The organism is Streptomyces sp. SID13726 (assembly GCF_010548375.1).
GTDB lineage: Bacteria > Actinomycetota > Actinomycetes > Streptomycetales > Streptomycetaceae > Streptomyces.
The window spans coordinates 66971-92161 of the sequence record NZ_JAAGLY010000011.1 but is presented as its reverse complement, the minus strand read 5'-3'; the positions used below and the strand labels follow the sequence as shown (position 1 = coordinate 92161).

Annotated in this window: 23 protein-coding genes and 1 pseudogene; 11 read left to right on the top strand and 13 right to left on the bottom strand. The window is 71.9% G+C overall.

Going from position 1 to position 25191, the window contains the following annotated elements; genetic code table 11:
• Window positions 1–29: 29 nt before the first annotated feature.
• Window positions 30–116: pseudogene (locus G3I78_RS27245) on the top strand (D-alanyl-D-alanine carboxypeptidase); the annotation flags it as partial.
• Window positions 117–194: 78 nt separating this feature from the next.
• Here G3I78_RS27245 and G3I78_RS27240 read toward each other — a convergent pair.
• From G3I78_RS27240 to G3I78_RS27215, 6 genes are all read right to left on the bottom strand, one after another.
• A complete protein-coding gene (locus G3I78_RS27240) occupies window positions 195–809 on the bottom strand; it encodes a hypothetical protein (protein ID WP_164429152.1) in 615 nt (204 codons plus the stop codon).
• Between the two features lie 92 nt (window positions 810–901).
• A complete protein-coding gene (locus G3I78_RS27235) occupies window positions 902–1753 on the bottom strand; it encodes an ABC transporter permease (protein WP_164429476.1) in 852 nt (283 codons plus the stop codon).
• An 11-nt stretch (window positions 1754–1764) separates the two neighbouring features.
• Window positions 1765–2661, bottom strand: a complete 897-nt coding sequence (locus G3I78_RS27230; RefSeq protein ID WP_239158074.1) for an ABC transporter ATP-binding protein — start codon at window positions 2659–2661, stop codon at window positions 1765–1767.
• Window positions 2662–2672: 11 nt separating this feature from the next.
• Window positions 2673–3026 (bottom strand): transcriptional regulator, encoded by a 354-nt coding sequence (locus G3I78_RS27225; protein ID WP_164429151.1) that lies wholly within the window; start codon window positions 3024–3026, stop codon window positions 2673–2675.
• Window positions 3023–3529 carry a hypothetical protein gene (locus G3I78_RS27220; protein WP_343243859.1) on the bottom strand — a complete coding sequence of 169 codons (507 nt, stop codon included), beginning with the start codon at window positions 3527–3529 and terminating at the stop codon, window positions 3023–3025. Before G3I78_RS27220 ends, G3I78_RS27225 begins: the two co-directional genes overlap by 4 nt.
• Window positions 3530–3625: 96 nt before the next feature.
• Window positions 3626–4084: a hypothetical protein gene (locus G3I78_RS27215; RefSeq protein WP_239158073.1), complete on the bottom strand. Its 459-nt coding sequence runs from the start codon at window positions 4082–4084 to the stop codon at window positions 3626–3628.
• Window positions 4085–4204: 120 nt separating this feature from the next.
• On the opposite strand from G3I78_RS27215, the gene G3I78_RS27210 reads away from it, so the two are divergent.
• The 5 genes from G3I78_RS27210 (at window position 4205) to G3I78_RS27190 (ending at window position 10742) form a co-directional block, all read left to right on the top strand.
• A complete protein-coding gene (locus G3I78_RS27210) occupies window positions 4205–4786 on the top strand; it encodes a TetR/AcrR family transcriptional regulator (protein ID WP_164429150.1) in 582 nt (193 codons plus the stop codon).
• Window positions 4787–4891: 105 nt separating this feature from the next.
• Window positions 4892–6019, top strand: coding sequence for an SRPBCC family protein (locus G3I78_RS27205; protein ID WP_343243858.1), 1128 nt, complete (start codon window positions 4892–4894; stop codon window positions 6017–6019).
• A 106-nt stretch (window positions 6020–6125) separates the two neighbouring features.
• Window positions 6126–6521: a hypothetical protein gene (locus tag G3I78_RS27200; RefSeq protein ID WP_164429149.1), complete on the top strand. Its 396-nt coding sequence runs from the start codon at window positions 6126–6128 to the stop codon at window positions 6519–6521.
• Window positions 6522–6767: 246 nt separating this feature from the next.
• Complete coding sequence (locus G3I78_RS27195) at window positions 6768–9713, top strand: aminotransferase (RefSeq protein ID WP_164429148.1); 2946 nt, start codon at window positions 6768–6770, stop codon at window positions 9711–9713.
• A gap of 3 nt (window positions 9714–9716) precedes the next feature.
• Entirely contained in the window at window positions 9717–10742 is a 1026-nt protein-coding gene (locus G3I78_RS27190; RefSeq protein WP_164429147.1) for a LacI family DNA-binding transcriptional regulator, read from the top strand.
• A gap of 18 nt (window positions 10743–10760) precedes the next feature.
• On the opposite strand, the gene G3I78_RS27185 is transcribed toward G3I78_RS27190, so the two are convergent.
• The 3 genes from G3I78_RS27185 to G3I78_RS27175 form a co-directional block, all read right to left on the bottom strand.
• Window positions 10761–11828 carry a LacI family DNA-binding transcriptional regulator gene (locus tag G3I78_RS27185; protein WP_164429146.1) on the bottom strand — a complete coding sequence of 356 codons (1068 nt, stop codon included), beginning with the start codon at window positions 11826–11828 and terminating at the stop codon, window positions 10761–10763.
• Between the two features lie 119 nt (window positions 11829–11947).
• Window positions 11948–14326 (bottom strand): beta-galactosidase, encoded by a 2379-nt coding sequence (locus tag G3I78_RS27180; protein ID WP_164429145.1) that lies wholly within the window; start codon window positions 14324–14326, stop codon window positions 11948–11950.
• Window positions 14326–16083: a beta-galactosidase gene (locus tag G3I78_RS27175; RefSeq protein ID WP_164429144.1), complete on the bottom strand. Its 1758-nt coding sequence runs from the start codon at window positions 16081–16083 to the stop codon at window positions 14326–14328. The genes G3I78_RS27180 and G3I78_RS27175 overlap by 1 nt, the downstream gene beginning before the upstream one ends.
• A 289-nt stretch (window positions 16084–16372) precedes the next feature.
• On the opposite strand from G3I78_RS27175, the gene G3I78_RS27170 reads away from it, so the two are divergent.
• From G3I78_RS27170 to G3I78_RS27160, 3 genes are all read left to right on the top strand, one after another.
• Window positions 16373–17026 carry a PAS domain-containing protein gene (locus G3I78_RS27170; protein WP_164429143.1) on the top strand — a complete coding sequence of 218 codons (654 nt, stop codon included), beginning with the start codon at window positions 16373–16375 and terminating at the stop codon, window positions 17024–17026.
• Window positions 17023–18000 carry a threo-3-hydroxy-L-aspartate ammonia-lyase gene (locus G3I78_RS27165; protein ID WP_164429141.1) on the top strand — a complete coding sequence of 326 codons (978 nt, stop codon included), beginning with the start codon at window positions 17023–17025 and terminating at the stop codon, window positions 17998–18000. The genes G3I78_RS27170 and G3I78_RS27165 overlap by 4 nt, the downstream gene beginning before the upstream one ends.
• A gap of 160 nt (window positions 18001–18160) precedes the next feature.
• Window positions 18161–18520, top strand: a complete 360-nt coding sequence (locus tag G3I78_RS27160) for a cupin domain-containing protein (RefSeq protein WP_164429139.1) — start codon at window positions 18161–18163, stop codon at window positions 18518–18520.
• Window positions 18521–18635: 115 nt separating this feature from the next.
• Here the strand turns inward: G3I78_RS27160 and G3I78_RS27155 are convergent, their stop codons facing one another.
• Window positions 18636–19610, bottom strand: a complete 975-nt coding sequence (locus tag G3I78_RS27155) for an NAD(P)-dependent alcohol dehydrogenase (RefSeq protein WP_164429137.1) — start codon at window positions 19608–19610, stop codon at window positions 18636–18638.
• 123 nt (window positions 19611–19733) lie between these two features.
• Here G3I78_RS27155 and G3I78_RS27150 point away from each other — a divergent pair, with 123 nt between their 5' ends.
• A complete protein-coding gene (locus G3I78_RS27150) occupies window positions 19734–20435 on the top strand; it encodes an SDR family oxidoreductase (RefSeq protein WP_164429135.1) in 702 nt (233 codons plus the stop codon).
• 463 nt (window positions 20436–20898) lie between these two features.
• Here G3I78_RS27150 and G3I78_RS27145 read toward each other — a convergent pair whose 3' ends face one another.
• Together G3I78_RS27145 and G3I78_RS27140 are read right to left on the bottom strand one after the other, a co-directional pair.
• Window positions 20899–22245: a VWA domain-containing protein gene (locus G3I78_RS27145; protein WP_164429133.1), complete on the bottom strand. Its 1347-nt coding sequence runs from the start codon at window positions 22243–22245 to the stop codon at window positions 20899–20901.
• The gene (locus G3I78_RS27140) at window positions 22242–23099 is read right to left on the bottom strand and encodes a MoxR family ATPase (RefSeq protein WP_164429466.1); all 858 of its coding nucleotides are present in this window, start codon (window positions 23097–23099) and stop codon (window positions 22242–22244) included. Before G3I78_RS27140 ends, G3I78_RS27145 begins: the two co-directional genes overlap by 4 nt.
• 149 nt (window positions 23100–23248) lie before the next feature.
• On the opposite strand from G3I78_RS27140, the gene G3I78_RS27135 reads away from it, so the two are divergent.
• On the top strand, window positions 23249–23818 hold the full coding sequence (locus tag G3I78_RS27135) for a TetR/AcrR family transcriptional regulator (RefSeq protein ID WP_164429131.1): 570 nt from the start codon (window positions 23249–23251) through the stop codon (window positions 23816–23818).
• A 62-nt stretch (window positions 23819–23880) separates the two neighbouring features.
• On the opposite strand, the gene G3I78_RS27130 is transcribed toward G3I78_RS27135, so the two are convergent.
• Window positions 23881–25191: an FtsX-like permease family protein gene (locus tag G3I78_RS27130; protein WP_164429128.1), complete on the bottom strand. Its 1311-nt coding sequence runs from the start codon at window positions 25189–25191 to the stop codon at window positions 23881–23883.

Genomic DNA, 25191 nt, shown 5'->3' with positions numbered 1-25191 from the left:
CGCACCTTCCGGGGATCGTCGTCACCCGCGCGGTCGGAAAGGTCATGGCCAAGACCGGCACCCTCACCACCGCCATCGCCCTCAGCGGTATGACGAAGACGGCGGACGGCCGCTGGGTGTGACCTGAGCCCGAGGCGCCGCACCCCCGTCCGGGTCCCGGGACCCGGGAGGTCCGCCCGCTGGAACTCCCGGTCTCAGGACAGGGGTTCGGACACGCCCAGGACTACGAGCGCGGTGCCGTCCAGTGCCTTCCCGTACAGCTGCGGATCGCGGCGCATGTGGCAGTGGTCCCACTGCGCGCGCCGGATCACCTGGTCGGGGTGGCCGAGTGCGCCCAGTACGTCCCAGTGCAGGGCCTGGGCCCAGACGTAGCCCGGATCGCCGTCGACATCCATGTCCCGTGGGTCGGTCGGGATGTCCGCGAGTGCGGAGGCCAGGCGGTGGTGGTCCACGGGGCCGGCGGCGAAGTCCAGGAACGCGGCCGGCTCCGCGCCCTCGGGCCCGCTGTCCGTCTGGTCGTCCCGGTCCGGGTCGGATTCGTAGCGGTGGGCGCGCACGCCGTCGCGCCAGACCTCCAACTTCAGCCAGTTTCCGTCGTACTGGAAGGTGGCCAGGACCGGAACGGGCAACCGGGCACTGACGGGCCCGGCGAGTTCGAAGACGCCGTTGTCGTCGGTGAACCGGTCCGGATGCAGGAGGCAGAAGCCCGGTCCGGCGGAGATCGCGTAGCCGGACGCGCAGACCTCGCGCAGGACGGGAGCCGCTTCTTCGAGCGGCAGGGGAATCAACATCGTGCCGTAAGTGCTCACGGCCTCACCTCCTGGGACGCGGTGACCTTATGTGCCGCCGTCATGGCGGGGCCAGCGAAATATGCCTGCGTGACGGGCCTTTGTGCGGCCACTCACATCGGCGGTGCGCCGCTCTCGACCGCCCTGCGCTGTCGCGCGGACAGACGGGAGCCGGACTCGCGGCGGGCGGCGCGGCGCAGGAGGGGTACGGCGAGGAGGAAACCGAGGACCGTCCAGGCGGTCAGGACCAGGGCGACCATGGGGAGTTCCCAGGAGCCGGCGGCCTCGGCGGTCCGTGCCGTGTCGGGGAGCAGTGCCGAACGCAGCCCCTGGGCCGTCCACTTGAGCGGGAAGACCGCGGCCACCTGCTGGACCGGCACGGGCAGCGAGGTGATCGGGTACACCGTCCCGGAGATGAACAGCAGCCCCATCGTCGGCAGCATGAGCAACGCCAACGCCTCGCGGGGGTTGGGCAGTACCGCTCCGACGGCCGCTCCCAGCGGGACGACGGCGAGCAGTCCGAGCGTCGTGACCCACAGCAGGGTCAGCCAGTCGCCGGGCCCGTGCGGCAGCGGTCCGTCCACCAGGAGGGCAGCGGCTCCCAGGAGCAGTGCCAGGGTGCCGACCGCCACCACGGTCACCAGTAGGCACTTGGCGACGAGGTAGGCCGGGATCCCGCCGGGTGTGGCGCGCAGTCGCAGCAGGGTGCCTTCCTCCCGTTCGGTCACCAGGATCTGCGGGAGGCTGATCAGCCCGATCTGGAAAAGCAGATAGGCGGCGAAGCCCGCCAGCACCAGATGGGACATGGGGGTCCGGGTGCCGGGCACCTCGTCGCTGACGTAACCGGCGACGAGCAGCGCGACGACCACGTTGGTCAGATGACCGGACAACTCCTTGCCGTTGCGCAGGAGGTGCCGCAGCTCGATGCCGCCGCGCTGGAGCCCGGCACGCCAACTGTGCGTCATGAGTGCCCTGTTCACGCTGCCTCGACCTCCTCGTCCACGGCCCCGTCCGTGCCGTCGGTCTCCTGGTGCACCATGTGCAGATAGGTGTCCTCCAGCGTCGGGCGGCGGACCTCCAGGTCGGGTATCGGACCGTCCGCGCGTCGGTGGAGTTCCCAGACCAGCCGTGAGGGGTCCTCTGTGCGTTCGCGGCGGGGCGTGCCGTCGTCGGCCGTCCAGCGCACCTCGGCCCGGGCGGCGGCCCGCCGGGCCAGATCCGCAGGCGTGCCGGAGGCCCGGATACGGCCGCCGACCAGCATGGCGATCCGGTCGGCGAGCCGCTCGGCCTCCGCCAGATCGTGGGTGGTGAGCAGGACGGTGACGCCCTCGTCATGGGCCAACCGCTCGACCAGGACGTGGAATTCGTGGCGCGCCTCCGGGTCGAAGCCGGTCGTCGGCTCGTCCAGGAAGAGGAGTTCGGGGCGTCCGACGATGCCGAGCGCGACGTCCAGCCGCCTGCGCTGCCCGCCGGACAGCCGGTCCACCCGACGGCCGGACTGGTCGGTCAGGCCCACCAGGGACAGCAGTTCGGCCGGGTCGCGCGGATCGGGGTAGTACATGGCGAAATGGGTCAGCAACTCGGCGACCCGCCAGCGGCGATGGTCCCGCCAGGACTGCAGGACCAGCCCGATCCGGCCGCGCCAGGCGTCGTCGCCCCGCTCCGGGTCCGTGCCGAGGACGCTCGCCTCGCCACCGGAACGCCGTCGGAAACCCTCCAGGATCTCGACCGTGGTGGTCTTCCCGGCACCGTTGGGACCCAGCAGCGCGAAGACCTCTCCGCGGTGGATATCCAGGTCGACCCCGTGCAGGACGTCGAGACCGCCGTACGCCATGGTCAAGTCGCGTACGTGGACGACGGGTTGGGCGGGCATGCGGTTCGGTGTCATCGTCCTGCTCCCGCCGGGCGGGGCTGTTGTGGCGTGGTTGCGGTCGTCGCGGAGGGACCGGCGCCCTCGACGATCGCCCGGAGTGCCGCGACGTGGCCTTCGAAGGCGGTACGGCCGCGGTCCGTCAGACGCACCTTCGTGCGCCGCTTTCGGCCGCCGCCCTCCTTCTGGAGCTCCAGGTATCCGGCCTCCTCCAGGGTGTGCAACTGCTTGGAGAGCGCGGAGTCGCTGAGCGAGAGGCTGTCGCGGACGAACGCGAAGTCCGCCCATTCCGTCGCGGCGAGCAGCGCGACCACCGAGAGGCGGGTGGCGGGATGGATCAGTTCGTCGAAACCGGCGGGGGTGCTCATCGGCCCGCCTCCGCCGCTCCCGTGTCCGCCGCGCCGCGCCGCGCCGACCTGGCCGCCCAGCGGCTTGACGGCCCCACGAACAGCACGAACACCGCAGCCGAGACGGTGGCCTGGAGCAGGCCGGCGGACATCGGCTCCAGCGAATCGAGCAGCCGTCCGGACAGCAGGGTCGTCGTGCCGACCACCAACGCCCCCGCGACGAAGGTGCCGAGCATCCGCCGGGTGACGCGGGTGTGGTGCAGCCGTACCCGGCTCCGGCGGTTCTGGAGCACGGCGAGGGCGCCGAGCAGCGCGGCGTACCCCGCGATGGCCAGGGCCACGCCCCATCCGGGCAGGTCGAGGCCCAGGCCGGCCAGGAAGAGCCACATCAGCGTGGCCGTCGCCCAGGTGGTGCCCCAGCCGCCCGCGGCGGACCGCTCGACCTCGTCGTACACCCGCTCCTGCGGAACCCGGATGCGTTGCAGATCCCGCCATGCCTGTTCGGCATCCACCGGTGTGCCCACGGGCTCGCCCCTCCGTCGCTGCTTCACTTTCCTACTGGGAAAGTTATCTTTGACTTTCCTGGCAGGCAAGTGGGCGGCTGGAGCGCGCGCCGGGCGTCAGTTGTAGTAGGTGTCGAACGATCCGATCCACCACGCCGCCAGCGGCAGGACGCACACCTGGACGCCGGCCGTGATCCAGCAGCGGCCCAGCGCCGCGATCCCGAAGGTCCACCACGCCGTCGCGCGGAGGGCGCTGACCACTCCCGCCTGGTAGCCCTGTCCGTTGGGATCCATCATGCCGGGGTAGCCCATCCAGTCCTCGGTGAAGATGCCGTCCGACCCGAACACGACGGCGGTCGACACCAGCCACAGGTCGGCCAGGAGGGCCGCCACCGCGAGGGACTTGTCGAAGCGCAGGTACGCGGGCGTCGGCATCAGCAGCCGTACGGCCGGGCTCCCGGCACGGCGCATCCAGTCCGCCGGCCAGACGCGCGCCAAAGTGATGGCGGAGTACACCAGCGCGCCGCCGGCCGCCGCCCACGCCCCCATGAACATCAACCCGAGGAACAACATCATCAGACCCACGCCGGGCCAGATGTCCCACGGCGCCGGAACGGTTCCCTCCGTGCCGCCGGGCGAGGGAGGGGAGCGGATGGTGCCCCCAGGGCGACACAGCCCTCCGGCTATGCTGCCGTGATGCCCCGTCCCCCTGTCGAAGTCCCGGAGAAAGACCGGCAGGAGCGCATCCTCGACGCCGTGCTCACCCTCCTTTCCCGGCACGGTATTTCGGGCGTCAGCATGCGTGCCGTCGCCCGCGAGGCCGGTGTCGCCCTCGGGCTGGTCAACTACTACTTCGAGGACAAGACCGGACTGATCTCCGCCGCCCTGCGCTGCATCGAGGAGCAGGACGTCGCCCTCGTCAGACCGGGCCCCGGGGCGTCGCCGGAACGCCAACTGCGCGCGGCGCTACGGCGGGTGGCGGCACCGGAGTTCCTGACCACGGAGTATCTGTCGCTACGGCTGCAACTGTGGTCCCTCGCCCAGGCCCACGAGGACTTCGCCGCGATCAACACCACGGCACAGAAGCGCTACCGCTCCGGTCTCGCCGAACTCATCCACGCCGCCCGGCCCGACCTGGACCGCCGGGAGTGCAATCGGCGCGCGGCCGACATCGACGTCGTCCAGAACGGCATGTGGCTCACCGCGCTCCTCGGACTGGACCGGGCCTCGCTGCGGCGCGCGGTGACGCGTTGCGAGGAGATCGCACTGGCGCCGTAGTGCACCCGCACCCGAGCAACTGCCATGCGGATCAAGGCGGGCAGGGTTGAACGAACGTCCAATCGGCCGTAATCTCGCGCCATGATTCCCGTCACGATCGATGACGTGCGCAGCATCGCCGCGGGCTATCACGAAGATCCCGCGCTCTCCATGTCGCTTCGCTCCGAGGCCTACGTGGACCCGAAATGGCTCGACGCCGAGATGAAGGGCGTCTTCGCGCGCACCTGGCAATGGATCTGTCACGTCGAGAAACTCAGGGAACCGGGCAGCTATGTGTCCGCGACCGTCGCCGGAATGCCGGTCGCGGTCGTCCGGGACCGCGACGGAACCCTGCGGGCCTTCTACAACGTCTGCAAACACCGCGCCCATGAACTGCTCTCGGGTTCCGGCACCACACGCAACATCGTCTGCCCCTACCACGCCTGGACCTACACGCTCGCCGGCGAACTGCGGTCGGCCCGGCGCGCCGACGCCATGCCGACCTTCGACAAGTCGCGGATCTGCCTGGACCGCGTCCCGGTCGAGGAGTTCGGCGGCTGCGTCTACGTCAACCTGGACCCGGCCGCCGAACCCCTCGCCCGCCAGGCCCCCGACCTCGCGGCCGAGATCGCCCACTGGGCCCCGGACATCGCGGAACTGACGCACGCCAAGCGCCTGACGTACGAACTGCGCAGCAACTGGAAGAACGTCGTCGACAACTTCCTGGAGTGCTACCACTGCCACATCGCGCACAAGGAGTTCGTCGACCTGGTCGACATGAGGACCTACGACGTCCGGACCCACGGCATCTGGTCCAGCCACTTCGCCGAGGCCGGCAAGGGCGAGAACTCCGCCTACGACGTCTCGGGCGCGACGGTCGACCAGCACGCGGTGTGGTGGCTGTGGCCGAACACCTGCCTCCTGCGCTACCCGGGGCGCGGCAACTTCATGGTCCTCCAGATCCAGCCCGCCGGTCCCGAACTGACCCTGGAGACCTGGGACTTCTACTTCGAGACGGCCGAACTCACCCCCGCCGAGGCCGAGTCCGTGAAGTACATCGACGACGTGCTGCAACAGCAGGACATCACCCTCGTCGAGAGCGTGCAGCGCGGCATGCGGACGCCTGTCTTCGACCAGGGCCGCATCGTCTACGACCCCTCCGGAACCGGACTCTCCGAGCACGGCGTGCACCACTTCCACGGACTCGTGCTCGGCGCCTACCGGAACCTGGTCGGCGCGCCGGACTCGGCATGACAAGGGGATCTCGCCCACGCCGGGGAAACGGCCGGGACGGCAGCCGATCTGTCCGTGACAGGCCCCGTCTGGGATGCTGAAGGCCGACTGGACAGGGGGGCGGCGGATGTACACGGAACCGATGGCGCGAGCCGTGGTGGAACCGGCGGTGCGCGAGCTGATACGGCAGTACCCGCGGGGCAGGCCGTTCTCCACGACGGTCACGTTCGGCGGCGACGACTTCCGCATGTGCGCCCACGTACGGGCGCAGTGGGCGGCGCCCGGGCAGGTGAAGATCGCGCTGGCCTGCTGGGTCGTCAACATGGACACAGCGCGCTACCTCGGTGACAACCCGCCGACCGGGGAGGAGATGCGTCTGCCACCCGAAGGCACGGCCGAGTGGGACGAGGAGCTGACCAGCCGAGTGATCGGGCATCTCGCAGCGCGTATGAACGCACGTGCCACTGCTCTGCCGACCACCGACGACCATCTCACCATCACGGTGCCTCTGGCTTTGACGTAGTCCGGTCGAAGGGCCGGTCGCGCAGGACTGACCGGGGCGTACGCCTCCCGCCACACCGCAGGTCTGACCGGGGCGCACCCCTTCCACCCCACCGCAGGTCTGACCGAGCCGCACCCCTCCCACCACACCGCGGGTGCGGCGAACCGGCCGTTGACCACACCCCACACAGCCGCCTACCGTCGTCGAACAGCGTGCCGGAACGTTCCGGCAGGGGAGCGGCGCGTCGCCGCGGAAGCGGAGCGAGTCATGGGCCTTCCGTCCACGGACTGGCTGGTGCGGCCGGTCGCACCGATCGACGAGGGCGCCGCGGCGGCCGTGCTGGCGGACCGGTTCGGGGTGCGGGGCACCCTGCGGGACCTGGGCAGCCAACAGGACCGCAACTACCGGGTGCGCGGGGAGACGGGGGAGTACGTCCTCAAGGTCGCCAACCCCGCCACCGGGCCCGCCGAACTGCGCGCCCAGTGCGCTGTCGTCGAGCACCTCGCCGCCGCGCTGCCGGAGCTGCGGTTGCCCCTGGCCCGGCCCGGGACCGACGGTGACGTGGTGCAGCCGTTCGCCGCGGAGGGCGCCCAACTCTCCTGTCGGCTCCTGGAGTTCGTGCCGGGTGAGCCGATCATGGACAGCCGCTATCTCGCGCCCGCCGTCGTCGCCCGGCTCGGCGGACTCGCCGGTCGGATCGCCGCGGGCCTCGCCGACTTCACCGCGCCGGAGACCGACCGCTTCCGCCCCTGGGACCTGCGCAACGCCCTCGCGGTCGTCGAGACGCTCGCCCCGCAGTGGCCCGACCGCGTCCGCGCCGACCAGGTCCTGACCGCGGCCCGGAGTGCGTACGCGCTGGTGGAACCCCATGCCGACGCTCTGCCGGTGCAGTTCGTCCACGGCGACGTCACCGACAACAACGTCGTCTGCGAGAGGGCGAGGGACGGCCGGCGGATGCCCGTCGGAGTGATCGACTTCGGCGACCTCGGCACCGGCTGGACCGTCGCCGAACTCGCGGTCACCTGCACCTCCGTACTGCATCACCACGGCGCCGGGCCCGCGTCCGTCCTCCCCGCGGTCCGCGCCTTCGACGCCGAACGCCCGCTCACGGAAGCGGAGTTGGTCGTACTGTGGCCGCTCGTCGTGCTGCGCTCGGCCGTCATGGTGGTCAGCGGGCAGTACGACGTCCTCCAGGACCCCGGCAACGGCTACGCGTCCGCCGCCCTGGACCGGGAGTGGGCCATGTTCGAGTCCGCCGTCTCGGTACCGGCTCAGGTCATGGCGGCCCAGCTCGCGTCGGCACTCGGCCGGCCCCTGCCCCGGGCGGAGATCGTGCCCGCCCACCGGATGCTGCCGGACCTGCCCGACGACATACCCGCGCTCGACCTCTCGCCGGAGAACGAGGAGCTGCACACGGGCCGCTGGCTCGACCCCGGCGCCGAAGTCGCCCTGGCCGACGCCGTCCTGGCCTCCGGGCGGGCGGCCGTCCGCACCCGGCACGGCGAACACCGCCTGACCCGGACGGCGGTCGACACCACGACCGGCGGGGCGACCTGTGCCCTCGGAGTGGAGCTGTACCTGCCCGGCCCGCTGGACGTCCACGCGCCTTGGTCCGGCACGCTCTCCCGCGACACCGACGGCACCCTGGCCCTGTCGGGGGAGGGGCACACCCTCTGGGTCCACGACGTGGACAGCCGGGTCGCCCCCGGCCCGGTCGCCGCCGGTGAACTGCTCGGTACCGTCGCCGAGTCGTACGGCGAGCACGCGCTCGGGCTCCAGTTGTGCACGCTGGGCGACCACCGCCCGCCGAGGTTCGTCCGGCCGGACCTGTCCGACGGCTGGCTCGCGGTGAGCCCGGACCCGACCGGCCTGTTCGTCACCAAGGCCCCTGATGAGGAACCGGCGACGGCCCCTGACGAGGAACCGGCGACGGACGGCGACCTCCTGGCCCGCCGCGAACACGCCTTCGCCACCGTCCAGGAGCACTACTACGACCAGCCGCCCCGCATCGAGCGCGGCTGGCGCCACCACCTCGTCGACACCCACGCCCGCAGCTATCTCGACATGCTCAACAACGTGACAATCCTCGGCCACGGACACCCCGCGCTGAGCGACGCCGTGCACGCCCAGTGGCGTCGCCTGAACACCAACTCCCGCTTCCACTACGGCTCGGTGGTGGACCTCTCCGAACGGCTCACCGCACTGCTGCCCCGGGACCTCGACACCGTCTTCCTCGTCAACAGCGGCTCCGAGGCGGTCGACCTCGCCCTGCGGCTGGCCTGGGCGGCGACCGGACGGCAGGACACGGTGGCGGTCGAGGAGGCGTACCACGGCTGGACGTACGCCGGCGACGCGGTCTCCACCTCGATCGCCGACAACCCCAACGCCCCCTCATCACGGCCCAGTTGGGTCCACACGGTCACCGCCCCCAACTCCTACCGCGGTCGGCACCGAGGCACGGAGGCGCGACGGTACGGCCCCGAGGCCGCCGCACGGATCACCGAACTCGCCGAACAGGGCCACCGGCCCGCCGCGTTCATCTGCGAACCCTTCTACGGCAACGCGGGCGGCATCCCCCTCCCGGACGGCTACCTCCGCCAGGTCTACGAAGCCACGCGTGCCGTCGGCGGGCTGTGCATCGCCGACGAGGTACAGGTCGGATACGGCCGACTCGGCACCCACTTCTGGGGGTTCGAGCAGCAGGGAGTAGTGCCGGACATCGTCACCGTGGCCAAGGCGATGGGCAACGGGCATCCGCTCGGGGCCGTGATCACCCGGCGCGAGATCGCCGACGCCTACCGGAGCCAGGGCTACTTCTTCTCCTCGGCCGGCGGCAGCCCGGTCAGCAGTGTGGTCGGGCTGACCGTGCTGGACGTCCTGCGGGACGAACGGCTCCAGGACAACGCCCTTGACGTCGGCGGGTACTTGAAGGGGCGGCTGGAGGAACTCGCCGTCCGGCACCCGCTGATCGGTGCCGTGCACGGCTCCGGCCTCTACCTGGGCGTCGAGTTCGTGCGGGATGCCGAGAGCCTGGAGCCGGCCACCGAGGAGACCGCCGCGATCTGCGACCGGCTGCGGGAGCTCGGGGTGATCGTCCAGCCGACCTCGGACCGGCAGTGCGTACTGAAGATCAAGCCGCCGCTGTGCCTGACCAGGGAGAGCGCCGACGTGTTCGTTGCCGCGCTGGACGACGTGCTGACTTACGGCTGGTGACCCGTGCGGCCGTCCAGGACTCCCCGCCCGCCGACCGGACCGGACGCGCCCGCCACCATCGCCGACGTCGCCCGCGCGGCCGGCGTCGCCAAGACCACCGCGTCGGACGCGCTGCGCGGCCACGGCCGGGTCTCCGACGCGACCCGGCGGACCGTCCTGGACGCCGCCCGGCGCCTCGGATACGCGCCGAACCGCAGCGCCCGCAGCCTGCGCACCTCCGTGACGGACACCATCGCGCTGCACATCCCGGAGTTCCTCACCAGCGCCGAGTACTACATGTCGTTCGTCTTCGGCGTTGCCGAACAGGCCGCCCGTGCCGGCCTCAACGTCACCCTGGTCTCCTCCGGCCGGCTCCCGCAGCGCGGCACGGTCCCGCAGGCCGACGGGCTCGTCCTGTGCGACCCGGTCGCCGAGGACCCGGTCGTCGACCAGCTGATGAACACCGGTCTGCCGGTCGTCACGGCCGAGCGCTACATCGGCGACAGACCGCCCACCGGCGTCGTCCGGTCCGACCACCAGACGTCCATGACCGGACTCCTCGACCATCTGCGCACGTCGGGGGCGCGCAGACCGGCGTTCGTCGCCTCCGACACCACCTCCGACTGGTCCCTCACCCTCCAGCGCACCTACACCCGCTGGTGCGCCGGGCACGGCATCCCCCGCCACCTCGGCAAGGCGCCCTTCGGCTCCACGCCGGAGGTGCTGCGGGGCGTCGTACGGAAGATGCTCGCCGACACACCCGAGACCGACGCGATCCTGTGCGCGGCCGACGGGGCCGCCGCGGCCGTCCTGCCCGAGATCCGGGCCGCGGGCCGCACGGTCGGCGCGGACTTGCTCCTGGCGTCCTGCGTCGACAGCCAGGCGATGCGGACCGCGGAACCGCCGATCACGGCGCTCGACCTGCGGCCACGCGAAATGGGCGCGGAATGCGCCCGGCTGCTGTGCGAGATCCTCTCCGGCGAGGCCCCACCGGGCACCACCCGCACCCTGCCCATCGACATGATCGTGCGGGCCTCCACGGGGATGTAGCGCGGGGAGGCCCGGAAGTCAGTTGCCGGCCGCCGGGCCGCTGCTCGCGCGGACCACGAGGTCGACCGGGACCAGCGACTCGGGCCCCGGGGGCTCGGCGTTCTCGTCGATACGGCTGAGCAGGAGCCGCAGGGACCGGGTGCCGATCTCCGCGAAGTCGGTGCGCACGGTCGTCAGCGGCGGCAGCAGATGCGCGGCCTCGGGGATGTCGTCGTACCCCACCACGCTGATCTCGCCCGGCACCGAACGGCCGGCCTCGTGGAAGGCGTGCAGGACACCGAGGGCCATCTGGTCGTTGGAGACGAACACCGCGCTGACATCCGTCCGCCGGGCCAGTCGGCGGCCCAGGTGGTAGCCGGAGTCGGCGCTCCAGTCGCCGAACAGCGGCTCGGGCACCGGAGCGCCGGCCGCCTCCAGGGTGGACCGCCAGCTCGTCAGCCGGTGGTCGGCGGAGGTCCAGCCGCTCGGGCCCGCGATGTGCCAGACGGTCCGGTGCCCGAGCCCGAGCAGATGCTCGGTGGCCTTGCGCGCCCCGGCCCGCGAGTCGCCGGTGACCTGCTCGGTCTCCGTATCGAAGCCGTTCTCCAGCACCACCAGCGGGGTGTCGATCCGGGTCTCCGCCAGGGTGTGGCCCACCCACAGCTGCGGGGCGATGGCGATCACCCCGTCCGCGCCCTCGGCCGACAGCCGGTCGACCGCCTCGACCACCGTGTCCCGCTCGGCCGTGTCCAGGGAGATCGAGCTCAGCAGGTAACCCGCCTCCTGGGCCGCGGTGTTGATCGCGGTCAGGATCGCGGCCGGGCCGTAGCGGGCCGCGTCGAACGAGATGACCCCGACCATCCGGGTCCGTCCGCTGGCCAGCGAACGCGCGCTGCGGCTGGGCCGGTAGCCGAGCGTCCGCATCGCCGTCAGCACCGCCTCGCGGGTCTCGGGGCGGACCGACGGATGTTCGTTGAGCACCCGGGACACGGTCTGCTTGGAGACCCCGGCCAGCCGGGCCACGTCGTCCATCACCGGACGCGCACCGGCGAAGTTGCGGCGGCTGCGCCCCTTCGGCACGGCTCCCTCGGCGGCGCTTGGCGTCATGGTGGCGGTTTCCTCGACATGGGGGGTGACGGTTCTACGGCGGTCCCGGCCCGCCCGGTGGCACAGCATAGGCGGGCCGGTCGCGAGGACCCGGCGGCGGCACCGGGTCTCTCGGCAGGTCAGCCCGCCCGCACCGACCAGGTGCGCCGGGTGACCCACTCGGCGTGCGTGACGACGGCCTGCCCCCGCTCACCGTCCGCCTGCTCGGGCAGGTACACCGGCGCCTGCGCGTGCAGCGGAAGCACCCGCACCCGCAGACCCTCGGTGCGCGGGGTGTTCGCGGGCAGCCGGTCCATGCCGATGTCCCAGACCCGTCCCGCGAAGAACTGGTCCGCGACGAGCGTGTCGCCCACGTACGCCCGCCCGACGTCCCCGCTCCACCGCAGCCGCAGCAGCGTCCCGGGCGGCAGGTCGTCCGGCACCTCGACGCGGTACTCGGCGGCCACGGTGTCGAAGTACTTGCCGTCGGGCGCGCTCGCCCGGCCCAGCACACCGGTCACGGTCTCGGGCGCGGGACCGGCGGCCCGGACGAGGGCGATGCCGACGGCGGAGTCCACACCGTCCGCCGGGACCGCGTAACGGGTGAACACCCCGTCCGCGACCGCCTCCGCAGCCACCCCGTCCACCAGGGGCACCCGCTCAGGCGCGGGCAGCACGGCGAACGACGTCGCCGCCCCCGAGCCGTGCAGCCGCACCTCGTCCCGGTCGAAGACCACCCCGTCCCCGCACAGCACCAGCCGCTCGGCACCCCACGCCTCGCCCCGGTAGACGGTACGGGCCGTCGCCGCGTCCAGCACCAGCAGGCCGACCCGGCCACCGTCCGCGGTGTCCACCTCGACGAGGGCGTCGGTGCCGGGGCGCAGCCCCGTCACCAGGAGCCGGTCGCCGACCGGGGTGACGGTGCCGGTGGGAGTGCGGACCGCCGCCACCGTGCCCGTGTCCAGGGCGAGTTCGGGCGCGATGCCGTCCGTCGCGGCCAGCACCAGGACCGTACGGCCGTCCACGCCGACCGTGCACACCGGCTGGGCCGTGGCCCACTCCAGCCGCAGCCCGGCCACCTCCAGCCGGAGCGGCCAGCAGAAGTAGGCGCCGGACGGGACCGTGACGGGAGTACTGGGCAGGGTCAACTCGCTCTGCGCGTCAGTGAATTCGACCGTGAATGAGGTGTCCCGGTGCTCCGGAAGCGGCTCGTGCGGCTGGTGGTTGTTGACGAACAGGAAGCCCGAGGCGCCGTCACCGCGCACCGCCCACCGCAGGGTGTCCCGGTCGGACTGCCCGTCCGGCCGGACCTCCGGCAACGCCGACCCCATGGGCGCGATCAGCTCCCCGAAGTCCGCCAACAGCAAGTGCTGGAGCCGGAGTTCGTGATACGTGCGCCGGTACTGGCCGTACTCGCCGAGCGGGGCCTGGAAGTCGTACGTCAGGACCGGCAGGTCGTTCGGGTAGCCGGTGGCGTGCGACTCCTGGAGGGTGCTCAGCTCGCCCGCCGGGTTGGTGCCGCCGTGGAACATGTAGTAGCCCTGCCAGACCGAGCCGCAGCCGATCTTGGTGAGGCCGAGGGCGCCGATGTCGTCGGGGTCGACGTACGGCCGCCGGTGGTACGACACCGCCATGCCGCCGCCCAACTCGCAGGTGGCCCAGGGGAACCGGTCCGCGAAGGCGTCCGGCTCGCTGCCGCGCACGGTCGTCGGGCGCAGGTCGGATCCGATGCCCTCGTCGTCGCGCTGGTGGGTGAAGAAGAAGTGCTTGCGGCAGGTGTCGGGCCAGCCGCCGTCGGCCTCGGTCCAGAAGGCCTCGGTGTAGCCGCCGTACAGCGGAAGCAGTTCGTCCGGCGGGAGTCGGACCCCGCCCCAGGCGGTCGAGGTCCACAGGGGTGCGCTGAGTCCGGCCTCCTGGGCCATGCGCTTCAGCGTCAGCAGATGGCCGGGCTGGTCGTAGAGTTCGTTCTCGATCTGGACGGCCACGATCGGGCCGCCGTGCGCCCGGTCGAGGCCGCTCAACTGCTCGGCGATCGCCGCGAACCACGGCCGTACGGCCGCCAGATAGGCGGGATCGTCGGTGCGGGGCACGCAGTCGCGGGCCATCAGCCAGTCGGGCAGGCCGCCGTTGCGCACCTCGGCGTGCGACCAGGGGCCGACGCGCGGAATGAAGTCCAGGCCGTGCCGGGCGCACAGTTCGGCGAAGCGGCGCAGGTCGAGGTCGCCGTCGAAGCGGAGCCGGCCCTCGGCCTCCTCGTGGTGGATCCAGATGAGGTAGCTCGCGACGGCGGTGACCCCGCCCGCCTTCATCTTCAGCAGCTCCTCCTCCCACTCCCCGGCGGGGTGGCGGGAGTAGTGGAACTCGCCGGAGACCGGGAACCAGGGGCGGCCGCCACGGGTGAGCCAGCGGCTGGTGACCTCGATCGGGTCGGGCACCCCCGGGGCGTCCGTGAAGGGCAGATGCCCGGTCAGCGGAGGCCCGGCGGGGGAGGGGACACGTAGGTGGTGCGGGCGGCTCATCAGTCGGTCTCCGGTCCGAGGTCGGGCGTGTCGGTGAGCTGGGCGCGCGTGGCGGTGGTGGCGTGCAGTTCCAGGAGCACGAGTTCGTTGGCGCCGGGGCGCAGGACGGGGGCGGGTACGTACAGCGTGTGCTGCGGGCCCCGGTTCCAGTAGCGGCCCAGGTGGAAGCCGTTGACCCAGGCCTGCCCCTTCGTCCAGCCGGGCAGGGCGAGGAAGGTGTCGGCCGGGGTGTCCACCTCGAAGGTGCCCCGGTGGAACGCGGGCACGGAGTCCGTGGCCGCGTCCGACGGCCCGAACGGCACGCCGGCCAGGTCGTCGACCGGCACCGCCCGCGCCTCCCAGCCCCGTAGCTCGTCGCCCCGGAAGGACACCGGTCCGAGCAGCCCCTTGGGCGCCCCGATCCGCGGCCCGTAGTTGACCCCGCCCATGTTCTCCACGAGCACTTCGAGCACGGCGTCCGCATGCGGCACCCGCACGGACAGCGTCTCGTCGTGCCGTTCCCGCTCCAGTACGCCGGCGGCGGCGCCGTCCACGAACACCTGGGCGCGGTCCCCGACCCCGCCGGGGAAGTGCAGCAGGCCGTCGCCCGAGCCGGGCAGCGTGGTGCGGTAGAGCACGTAACCCGTGTGCAGGCCCAGCTCGTTCATCGTCACCGGCGCCTCGGTGCTCACCGCGGAGAGCCCGCGGACGTACGGCAGCAGCGGCGCCCGGTGGTCCAGGTCGACGTCGGTGACGGGGAGTTTGGGCGCGGGCGCCGGGGCCGGCTCCTCGGGTACGCCCGTGCGGCGGGCGATGACCTCGCGGAACGCGTGGTACTTGGGGCCGGGGTCACCGCTCTCGGTGAGCGGGGCGTCGTAGTCGTAGGACGTGATGGTGGGTTCGTAGGCGTGCTTGTGGTTGGCGCCGTTGGTGAAGCCGAAGTTGGTGCCGCCGTGGAACATGTAGATGTTGACCGAGGCGCCCGCCGACAGCAGCCGGTCCAGGTCGGCCGCGGCGTCGGCGGCCGGGCGCACATGGTGCGGGCCGCCCCAGTGGTCGAACCAGCCGACCCAGAACTCCGAGCACATCAGGGGACCTTGGGGCTGATGGGCGCGGAGCGCGGCCAGGTTCTCCTCGACCCGGCTGCCGAAGGTGACCGTGGCGAGCGTGCCCGGGAGGGTACCGGCCGCCAGATGCTCGGCGTTGGCCTGGTCGCAGGTGTACAGCAGCTCCTCCACGCCCCGGTCCCGCAGCGCCTGGTGGACGTGCTTGAGATACGCGGTGTCGTCGCCGTAGGCCCCGTACTCGTTCTCCACCTGCACGGCGATCACCGGACCGCCGTGCGCCGCCATGAACGGCCGCAGCACCGGCAGCAGTTGGTCGAGATAGCCGTCGAACGCCGCTGTGAAGCGGGGGTCGCTGCTGCGCAGCCGGATGTCGTGGTCGGCGAGCAGCCAGGCCGGCAGACCGCCGTCGTCCCACTCGGCGCAGATGAACGGGCCGGGGCGCAACAGGACGTTGAGTCCCTCGTCCTGGGCCAGCCGCAGCCAGCGCGGCAGATCGAGGAGACCGTCCAGGACGAGGGTGCCCGGCTCCGGCTCGTGGAGGTTCCACGGCAGATAGGTCTCGATGGTGTTGAGGCCCATCAGCCGGGCCTTGCGCAGCCGGTCGGTCCACTGGTCGGGGTGGATGCGGAAGTAGTGCATGGCCCCGGAGATGATCCGGAACGGCTCGCCGTGCAGGAGGAAACCGTCGGAGGACGTCGTCAGAGCGGGCATGCGGGCATCCCTTCGAAGTGAACAGACCGGTACCGGCGGACAAGTGGGGCGCCAACTCCCTGACGGACGCCGACAGTGGACAGACCGTCATGCCGTTGCGGGGCACGGCGACGGGGTCCCGGTCGCGGACCGTGCGGTGCCGTCAGCAAGGACATGAACATGAATGTTACCGGTAACATCCGGGCCGTCAAGATCCATGGACAAACACCCGAAGGGGTGACGGGATTGGACTGGTGGTCCAACGGATGGATTGCTAGTCTGGTCGGACGGTTGGAGACGGGAGGATGTGATGGAGGCGGAGCGGGACGCGATCCTCGCCGCGCTCACACCGGTCGTCGACGGCATCGTGGCGACCTTCGGCCCGGTGTGCGAGGTGGTGCTCCACGACTACCGGAACCCGGAGAAGTCGGTCGTGGCCATCGCCGGCTCGGTGACGGGGCGCGCGGTGGGCGGGGCGATGAGCCAGATCGGCCTGCGGATGGTCGCCCGCGGGGACGAGGCGGGCGACGAGCTGAACTACGTGACCAGAACCGACACCGGCAAGCTGGTCAAGTCGTCGACGATGCCGCTGCGGGACTCCTCGGGCGCGGTCTTCGGTGCCCTGTGCGTCAACGTCGACATCGGGGCGGCGAGCGAGGTCCACGCCCTGCTGGGAGCGCTGGCCGGGATCGGCGCGACCCCCGCCGAACCTCCCGTCACCACTTTCGGCGACGACATCGACTCCGTCGTCGACGTCATGCTCGACACCCACCGGCACCAGTCGTGGGCCCTGCTCGACCGCGCGGGGCGCCTGGACCTCTTCCGGAGCCTGGACGAACGGGGGGTGTTCGCGGTGCGGCGCGCGATCGAGCAGGTCGCCGGCCGGCTCGGCATCTCCCGCGCCTCCGCCTACAGCTATCTGGCCCAGTCCCGCAAACAGGCGCACTCCGGAGGACCCTCGTGACGACCACCACCCCACCGGTCACCCTGGACGACATCCTGGACGCCGCCGCCCGGCTCAAGGGCGTCGCCCACCGCACACCCGTGCTGCGCTCGCGGACCCTCGACACCCTGGTCGGCGCCGAGACCTTTCTGAAGTGCGAGAACTTCCAGCGCGTCGGCGCCTTCAAGTTCCGCGGCGCCTACAACGCGGCCTCCCGGCTGACCCCGGACCAGCTGGCCCGGGGCATCGCCGCGTACTCCTCGGGCAACCACGCCCAGGCCGTCGCCCTCGCCGCCCGAGAGCTCGGCACCACCGCCGTGATCGTCATGCCCGAGGACGCCCCGCGCTCCAAGCGGGTGGCCACCGAGGGCTACGGCGCCGAGATCGTCACCTACGACCGCTACACCGGCGACCGCGAGGCCATCGCCGGGGCCCTGGCCGCCGAGCGGGGCCTGGCGCTCATCCCGCCGTACGATCACCCGCACGTGATGGCCGGACAAGGTACGGCGGCCCTCGAACTCCTAGAAGAAACGGGGGAGTTGGGTGCTCTGCTCGCTCCGGTCGGGGGCGGTGGGCTGATGGCGGGGAGCGCGACCGCGGCCAAGGGCGCGCACCCGGGCATCCGCATGATCGGCGTGGAACCCGAGGCCGGTGACGACACCAGGCGGTCCCTGGAGGCGGGGCGGCGCGTCAGCGTCCCGGTGCCGAAGACCATCGCCGACGGACAGGCCCTGCCCACGCCCGGCGAGCTGACCTTCTCCGTGAACCGGCGCTTGGTCGACGAGATCGCGCTGGTCTCCGACGACGAGATCCGCGCGGCCATGCGGTTCGCCTTCGAGCGGCTGAAGATGGTCGTCGAACCGAGCGGCGCGACCCCGCTGGCCGCCCTGCTCAGCGGCCGGGTGAGCGACCTGCCGGACCGGGTCGGGGTGATCGTCTCGGGCGGCAACGTCGACGCGGAGCGGTTCGCGCGGCTGTGCGCCTGCGAGGACTGACCGGGCCGAACGAGCCGGCTCGTTCACTCGAATGGCAGTGCCGACTGGACAGGCGGACCATGGAGTGGTGGGGCTCGGACCCCGCCGGTGCCGCCCGCGACGGGCGGGAGACGGAGACCGGCCCCGGCCGTGACGGACACGGCCGGAAGGGAGAGCCGTCATGCTCGAGGTGAAGACGCTGGACAAGCCGGACGAACGCAGGGACTTCCCCAAGGGGCATCTCGAAGCGGTCCACATGACGGGACTGGACTTCGCCGTGGGCACCTTCGAGCCCGGCTGGCGCTGGTCCCAGTCGGTGGCCCCCATCGCGGGGACCAGGAGCTGCGAGGTCCACCACAACGGCTATGTGGTCCAGGGCCGCATGCACATCGTCATGGACGACGGCGGCGAGGGCGAGGTGGGCCCCGGCGACATCTTCGTGGCGGCACCGGGACACGACGCCTGGGTCGTCGGCGACGAACAGTGCGTGGTCTACGACTTCGCCGGTGGCATGGCGAAGGACTACGCGAAGGAGAGGTGAGGCGCGGGGGCGGCTGTGCGCCTGGGACGACCCTGGGGCACGCTCGTCGCGCACCCGGGTGTCTCAGTCACGCGGGGCGTCTCATGCGGTGACGCTCACTCTCATGCGGTGACGCTCACACAGTGAGGACGATCTTCGCCCGCGCGTGCTCCACCTCCAGGTGACGGATGGCCTCGGCCGTCTCGGTCAGCGGGTAGGTCCGTTCGACGACCGGGGCGATCTTGCCCGCCTCGGCGAGTTCTCGGAGTGTCGCGAAGTTCTCCTTGCTCGCCTTCGCCGGGAGCTGGGCCACGCGTTGCCGGATGAAGGGAGAGGCGAGCTGTCCCCGTGCCACCAGCCGTATCGGGCCCAGTACGCTGCCGCCCTCGAACACGCCCCCGCCGGACAGCACGATCGTGCCCGTCGGAGCCGTCGCGCGCCGCAGGTCGCGCAGTGACCGGTTGCCGACCAGGTCCAGCAGGACGTCGTAGCGGTGTCCGGCCCGGGTGAAGTCCTCCCGGCCGTAGTCGACGACCTGGTCCGCCCCGAGCGATCCGACGAGTTCGGCGTTGCGCGAGCTGCACACCCCGGTCACCTCGGCGCCGAACGCCTTGGCGATCTGCACGGCGAAGGTGCCCACACCGCCCGACGCCCCGTTGACCAGGACGGACTGCCCCGCCTTGAGGCCCGCCACGTCCCGCAGCCCCATGAGCGCGGTGTTCGCCGCCAGCGGCATCGCGGCCGCCTGCTCGAAGGTGAGGTGGGCCGGCTTGAGGTCGGTCTCGCTGTCCTTGGCGCACACGTACTCGGCGAAGCTGCCGTCCGTCTCGCCGTACACCTCGTCACCGGGGCGCAGTCCCTCGACGCCGGGGCCGACGCCCTCGACCCGGCCCGCGAAGTCCCGCCCCCTGATGCGCACCTTCGGCGCGCGCAGCCCGAACGCCAGCCGGGCGATCTTCGGGTCGCCGTGCAGGTAGTGCCAGTCGTAGGCGTTGACCGAGGCCGCGTGCACCCGTACCAGCACCTCCCCGGCGGCCGGCGCCGGCTGCTCGACCTCCCGCAACTCCAGTGTGTCCACTGAGCCGTACCGGTCCTGGACGACCGCCTTCATGGGACCCCCCTCCGTCACTGCGGAGCGTAGGGAAAGGCGTCGGCCTTGCCACCTGAAACCGATCGGTTTACTCTGTGGAACGTACGTAAACCGATCGGTTTTTCGACGTTCCTGGAGACTCGCATGACCACCATCGAAGGTTCCGTCGCCCTCGTCACCGGCGGCAGCCGTGGTATCGGCCGGGCCCTGGTGGCCGCCCTGTACGAGCGCGGCGCGAAGAAGGTGTACGCCACCGCGCGCGACCCGCGGACCGTGACCCACCCTGACGCCGTGCCGCTGGCCCTGGAGGTGAGCGACCCCGCCTCCGTCGCGGCCGCCGCCGAGCAGGCCCAGGACGTCACCCTGCTGATCAACAACGCGGGCGCGTCGGTGAAGGCGAGCTTCTTGGACGCCCCCGTCGAGGATGTGCGCCGCGAGTTCGAGACCAACTTCTACGGCCCGCTCCTCGTGACCCGCGCCTTCGTCCCGGTCATCGAGCGCAACGGCGGCGGCCACATCCTGAACGTCCACTCGGTGCTCTCCTGGCTCGGCGTCGCCGGGTCCTACAGCGCCTCCAAGGCCGCCCTGTGGTCCCAGACCAACTCCCTGCGCCTGGACCTGAGGCCGCGCGGCATCGAGGTCACCGGCCTGCACGTCGGATACGTCGACACGGACATGGCCGCGGAGATCGACGCCCCGAAGGTCACGCCCGAGAGCGTCGCCGCGCAGGCCCTCGACGGCATCGAGTCCGGCGCCTTCGAGGTGCTCGCGGACGACCTGACCCGCCAGGTCAAGGCCGGTCTCGCCGCCGATCTCGGGGCGCTGTACCCGCAGTTGGCGGTCTGACCCACCTGGACGCGGGCGGCGCGGTCCGCCGGTGGATGCTCCCGCCGGGCGCGTACCGGCCCGCCTTCCTCCGCACCGCCGGACTCGGGTCCCCGGCACGGCCGGCCTCCAGCGCGGCGACGGCACGGGGGTCGGTGCGGGGGTCGGTGCGGGGTCGGTGTGGGCGAACCTCCCCACCGGTTCGGCAGCCCCGGCCCGCGCCCGCGGATCGGGATCATCGGCCGGGTGCCGCGACGCGGGCTCCGGAACCAGCTCGGCGCCAGGCGCGCAGGTAGCACCCTTGCACCGGTCGCAGGCCGGTGCGTGGAAGACGGCGATCCGCACCCGGGCGTCGGGGTCGTCGGCCATGGCGGTGAGCTCGCGCATCGACTCGGTGTCGACCAGATGGTCGTGCGGCCGGCAGCATCCCTCGCGGACGGCCGGGTTCTCTCAGCCCGGCGCGGACGGCGTCCAGCGCGTCCCGTCAGATCGGCAGCAGCCGCCCCACCAGCGCACTGAGCTGCACGACATTGCGGCACTCGTGCATCTCCACCAACTCCGCGTAGTCATGAGCCGCCGAGTCGCCCGTGCCCCACTGCGCACACGCCTCCGGGTTCAACCAGTAGACGCGGCGCGCCCGTTCGGTGATCTCCCGTACGGCCGACAGGTTCGGGTCGCTCATGTTGGTGCGGGCGTCGCCGAGCACGAACACCGTCGTGCGCGGGCTCAGCGCGTCGCCGTACAGGGACGTGAACTCGCCGAGCGCGACGCCGTAGTCGCTGCTGCCGTGCCAGCCCGTGAGCGTGGCCTCGGCGCGGATGCGGGCGCCGAGGCCCTCCGGGTCGGCCGCGCCGTGCCGCAGGAGACGGGTGACCTCGTCGAGCCGGTTGACGAAGGCGAACACCCGCACCTTGCTGAACTGGTCGTGCAGCGCCTGCACCAGCAGCATCGTGAAGTCCGAGAACCCCGACACCGAGCCCGACACGTCGCACAGCAGCACCAGTTCGGGCCGGGCGGGCCGGCGCCTGCGCAGCACCGGCTTCATCGGCACCCCGCCCGTCGACAGCGAACCGCGCAGAGTCCGCCGTAGATCGATACTGCCCCGCGAGGCACGGCGGCGGCGGGCCGCCAGCCGGGTGGCGAGCTTGCGGGCCAACGGCTGGACCGTGCGCCGCAGTTCGGCCAGCCGGTCCTTCCCGGCGAACAGGAAGTCGACCCGGTCGGTGGTCGGGGCGACCGCGCGCCGGGCGATCTCGTCCGTGCCGCGTCGCTCGGCGACCCGCCGCCGGGCCTCCGCCGCCACCAGCACCCGGAACGCCTCGATGCGCCGCCGGATCTCGTCCTCCAGCAGCCGGTCGGTGAACCCGGACATGCCCTGCCGCCCCCGCACGTCGTCGCGGACGCGCGCGAGCAGTGTCTGCGGGCGCAGCCGGTCGAGCGTCTGGTGCGACGACCAGCCGTCCGAGGCGGGGGAGTTGCCGTATCCGCCGAACCCGTCGACGGCCTCCACCGCGAGGCGGCCCATCAGGGTCTCGTCGTTCGCGGCGAGGGCCTTCGCCAGGCGCTCGCGCAGATCGTCCCGGTCCCCGGCGGACTCCTCGGGCGCGCCGACCCCGCGCGGGAAGTACAGGTCGAAGACCGGGTCGAACACCTTCCGCTGGGCGGTGCCGTGCAGCAGCGTCGCCGCCAGGCCCTCCCGCAGCAGCTCCCGGTCCGTGAGGCCCAGCGCCTCGACCGCCTGTGCCGCGTCCACGGTCTCGCCCGTGCCGATCCGCACCCCGTGCGCGCGCAGGGCGCCGACCAGGGAGGTCAGTCGCTCGGCGGTGCTCACACCGCGTCCAGGTCGAGCTTGGCCCCGGCCTTGAGGATGTCGTCCTGGTGCTTGAGGAGCACGCCCAGGCTGTCCCGTACGACGGTCTCGTCGAGGTGGTCCGCGCCGAGGGCGAGGAGCGTGCGGGCCCAGTCGATGGTTTCCGCGACGGACGGCACCTTGCGCAGGTCCATGGCCCTGAGCGCGCCCACGACCCGCACCACGGACCTGGCCAGCATCTCGTCGAGGCCCGGCACCTTCAGCCGTACGATCCGCCGCTCCAGTTCCTCCTCCGGGAACCCGATGTGCAGGAAGAGACAGCGGCGGCGCAGGGCCTCCGACAGCTCGCGGCTGGCGTTGGAGGTGAGGACGACGAAGGGGCGGCGGGACGCGGTGATCGTGCCCAGCTCGGGGACCGTGACCTGGAAGTCGCTGAGCACCTCCAGGAGCAGGCCCTCGACCTCGACGTCCGCCTTGTCGGTCTCGTCGATCAGCAGGACCTTGGGCTCGTCGCCGCGGATCGCCGTCAGCAGGGGCCGGGAGAGCAGGAACTCCTCGCTGAAGATGTCCGTGCGGGCCTCGTCCCAGGTCTCGTCCCGGCCCGCGCTGATCCGCAGCAGCTGCTTGGCGTGGTTCCACTCGTACAGCGCCCGGGACTCGTCCACGCCCTCATAGCACTGGAGTCGCACCAGCCGGGCGCCCGCGACCTCGGCCACCGCCTTGGCCAGCTCCGTCTTGCCGACCCCGGCGGGGCCCTCCACCAGGAGCGGCTTGCCGAGCCGGTCGGCGAGGAAGACGGTCGTGGCGACCGCGGGCGAGGCGAGGTAGCCGGTCTCGGCGAGGCGCGCGGAGACGTCGTCGACGGATGTGAACAGCAACGGGGCCTCCAGCGCGGTGCGCGTACTCGTATCCGTCAACTATCTAAGCGCTTGTTCACCCGATCTGTCACGTGGTTCCGGAGCCGGGGGCACGTGGTATACCGATCGGTTTCCATGTGGGTGGCCGCGGAGGTAACCTCGCGAGTATGGCCATGACAGACAAGGCGTCCCCGAGAGACCGGCTGCTCGACGCGGCGTCCGAGCTCTTCTACCACGACGGCGTCTCCATCGGCGTGGAGGCGCTGTGCCGCACGGCCGGGGTCTCCAAGCGGTCGATGTACCAGCTCTTCGCGAGCAAGGACGAACTTCTCGCCGCCAGCCTGGAGCGCAGCGCTCCCGGCTATGCCGCCCGGCTCACCGCAGGCCTGGACGAGACCGGCACACCGAGGGAGCGCATCCTGCACGTCTTTTGGCGCGTGGAGCGGCTCGCGGCCGAGCCCGACTACGAGGGCTGTCCCTATCTGGCCGCACTGGTCGAGCTGAAGGACCCCGAGCATCCGGCGAGCAGGGTCGCGCGCGTTGCCAAGGGGACACTCCAGGAGGCGTTCCGCGCCCAGGCGGAACTGGGCGGCGCACGCGAACCCGACTTCCTGGCACGCCAGTTGATGCTGGTCTTCGACGGGGCGAGCGCCCGCGCCGGTGCCCGGATCGAGACGCTGGACGGACTGACCACGGCGACCGTGACGACCCTGCTGGACGCGGCCGGGGTGGCATGACGAGAGGGCAGCCACCTGTCGGTGGCTGCCCTCGGACCTTTCACGCCGGGCCCGGTCGCCTCCTACGCGGCCAGCCCCACCGCCGTCACCGCCGGAGCGCGCAGCACCCGGTGGGCCGTGGCCAGGCTCGTCCCGATCGTCGCCGCCGCCGCGACCGACACCACCGCCCACCAGACGCCGAGCCCCTGGTCGGGCAGTACCGAGTCGGTGCGGACGACGGTGAACGGAATGATCCCGGCCAGCGCCGCGACCGTACCGAAGAAGATGCCGACGGCCGTGAAAATCAGCCCCTCCGCGCCCACCGTGCCCAGCACCTGACCCGGCGTCGCCCCCGCGAGCCGCTGCTGCCCGAACTCCCTGGCGCGGTAAGTCGTCGCCGCGTACAGCGAGTTGACCAGCATCACGCAGACGAACACCACGATGATCCCGACGACCGTGAGGTTCAGCGTCTCCAGGTTCTTCGCGTCGACACTCTTCACCGCGCCCGAGGCCCGCACGGCGTCGCTCTCCACGCCCTGCATGTACAGCGTCGCGACGGACACCGCCGTGAACAGGATCAGCGACATCAGGATCCCGGAGAGGTGGTCCGCCCGCCGGCGCAGGTTCCGCACGGCCAGCCAGCCGCTCGCACCGGTCAGCGGCAGCCGGTCCAGGACCGCCTTCAGCAGCCGCGGCGCGAGCAGCGCGAACCCCACGGACAGCAGGATCGCCCCGTACGCCGGTGTCGCCATCAGCGCCTCGTCCGTCGCCGAGAACGCGAACGTGGAGGTCACCGACACGGCACCGAGGCCGAGAGCGCCGTATGCGAGAAACGTCCGTGCCCGCCCCCGCCGCCGCGGCCCGCGCGTGGCCCGTCGTACGGCGAGGAAGGCAGCGCCCGCCGCCGCGACCAGGGTGATGTCGACGCCCGACATCAGCGCGACGAGCCCGAAGGAGGGGTCGACGCTCCGAGCGACCTGCCCGCTGTCCTGGAAGGCGTCCAGCAGGGCCCGCCCGCCGAGCATCGCCGGGCCGATCGCCAGCACGGCCCCGACCAGGGCCACCGCCACGGCCTCGCCCACGACCATCCGCCTGATCTGCCCCGGAGTCGCCCCCGAGCAGCGCAGCAGCTCCAACTCACCCGCCCGCTGGCGGACGTTGACCGTCAGCGTCGAGGCCACGGCGAAGAACACCAGAAGGGTGCCGTAGCCGCCGACCACGCTCGCCGAGGTCGTCAGCGTCCCGGCGCTCACCGGGTCGACACCGGGCCGGGCCGCCGTGTCGTACAGCGAGTTGAACGTCATGATGATCCCCGCGCCCAGGAAGGCGGCCAGCAGGGTCGCGAGGAACCGTCCGGGCCGTTGCCGTATCGACCGCATCGCCAGCATGAACAT

What these genes read in the sequence shown, in the direction of transcription:
- G3I78_RS27230 (WP_239158074.1), bottom strand. Translation starts at nt 2,661, where the DNA reads ATGCCCGCCCAACCCGTCGTCCACGTACGCGACTTGACCATGGCGTAC.
- G3I78_RS27200 (WP_164429149.1), top strand. Translation starts at nt 6,126, where the DNA reads ATGTACACGGAACCGATGGCGCGAGCCGTGGTGGAACCGGCGGTGCGC.
- G3I78_RS27150 (WP_164429135.1), top strand. Translation starts at nt 19,734, where the DNA reads ATGACCACCATCGAAGGTTCCGTCGCCCTCGTCACCGGCGGCAGCCGT.
- G3I78_RS27225 (WP_164429151.1), bottom strand. Translation starts at nt 3,026, where the DNA reads ATGAGCACCCCCGCCGGTTTCGACGAACTGATCCATCCCGCCACCCGC.
- G3I78_RS27130 (WP_164429128.1), bottom strand. Translation starts at nt 25,191, where the DNA reads ATGTTCATGCTGGCGATGCGGTCGATACGGCAACGGCCCGGACGGTTC.
- G3I78_RS27180 (WP_164429145.1), bottom strand. Translation starts at nt 14,326, where the DNA reads ATGAGCCGCCCGCACCACCTACGTGTCCCCTCCCCCGCCGGGCCTCCG.
- G3I78_RS27185 (WP_164429146.1), bottom strand. Translation starts at nt 11,828, where the DNA reads ATGACGCCAAGCGCCGCCGAGGGAGCCGTGCCGAAGGGGCGCAGCCGC.
- G3I78_RS27135 (WP_164429131.1), top strand. Translation starts at nt 23,249, where the DNA reads ATGGCCATGACAGACAAGGCGTCCCCGAGAGACCGGCTGCTCGACGCG.
- G3I78_RS27175 (WP_164429144.1), bottom strand. Translation starts at nt 16,083, where the DNA reads ATGCCCGCTCTGACGACGTCCTCCGACGGTTTCCTCCTGCACGGCGAG.
- G3I78_RS27160 (WP_164429139.1), top strand. Translation starts at nt 18,161, where the DNA reads ATGCTCGAGGTGAAGACGCTGGACAAGCCGGACGAACGCAGGGACTTC.
- G3I78_RS27170 (WP_164429143.1), top strand. Translation starts at nt 16,373, where the DNA reads ATGGAGGCGGAGCGGGACGCGATCCTCGCCGCGCTCACACCGGTCGTC.
- G3I78_RS27235 (WP_164429476.1), bottom strand. Translation starts at nt 1,753, where the DNA reads ATGACGCACAGTTGGCGTGCCGGGCTCCAGCGCGGCGGCATCGAGCTG.
- G3I78_RS27155 (WP_164429137.1), bottom strand. Translation starts at nt 19,610, where the DNA reads ATGAAGGCGGTCGTCCAGGACCGGTACGGCTCAGTGGACACACTGGAG.
- G3I78_RS27195 (WP_164429148.1), top strand. Translation starts at nt 6,768, where the DNA reads ATGGGCCTTCCGTCCACGGACTGGCTGGTGCGGCCGGTCGCACCGATC.
- G3I78_RS27210 (WP_164429150.1), top strand. Translation starts at nt 4,205, where the DNA reads ATGCCCCGTCCCCCTGTCGAAGTCCCGGAGAAAGACCGGCAGGAGCGC.
- G3I78_RS27215 (WP_239158073.1), bottom strand. Translation starts at nt 4,084, where the DNA reads ATGATGTTGTTCCTCGGGTTGATGTTCATGGGGGCGTGGGCGGCGGCC.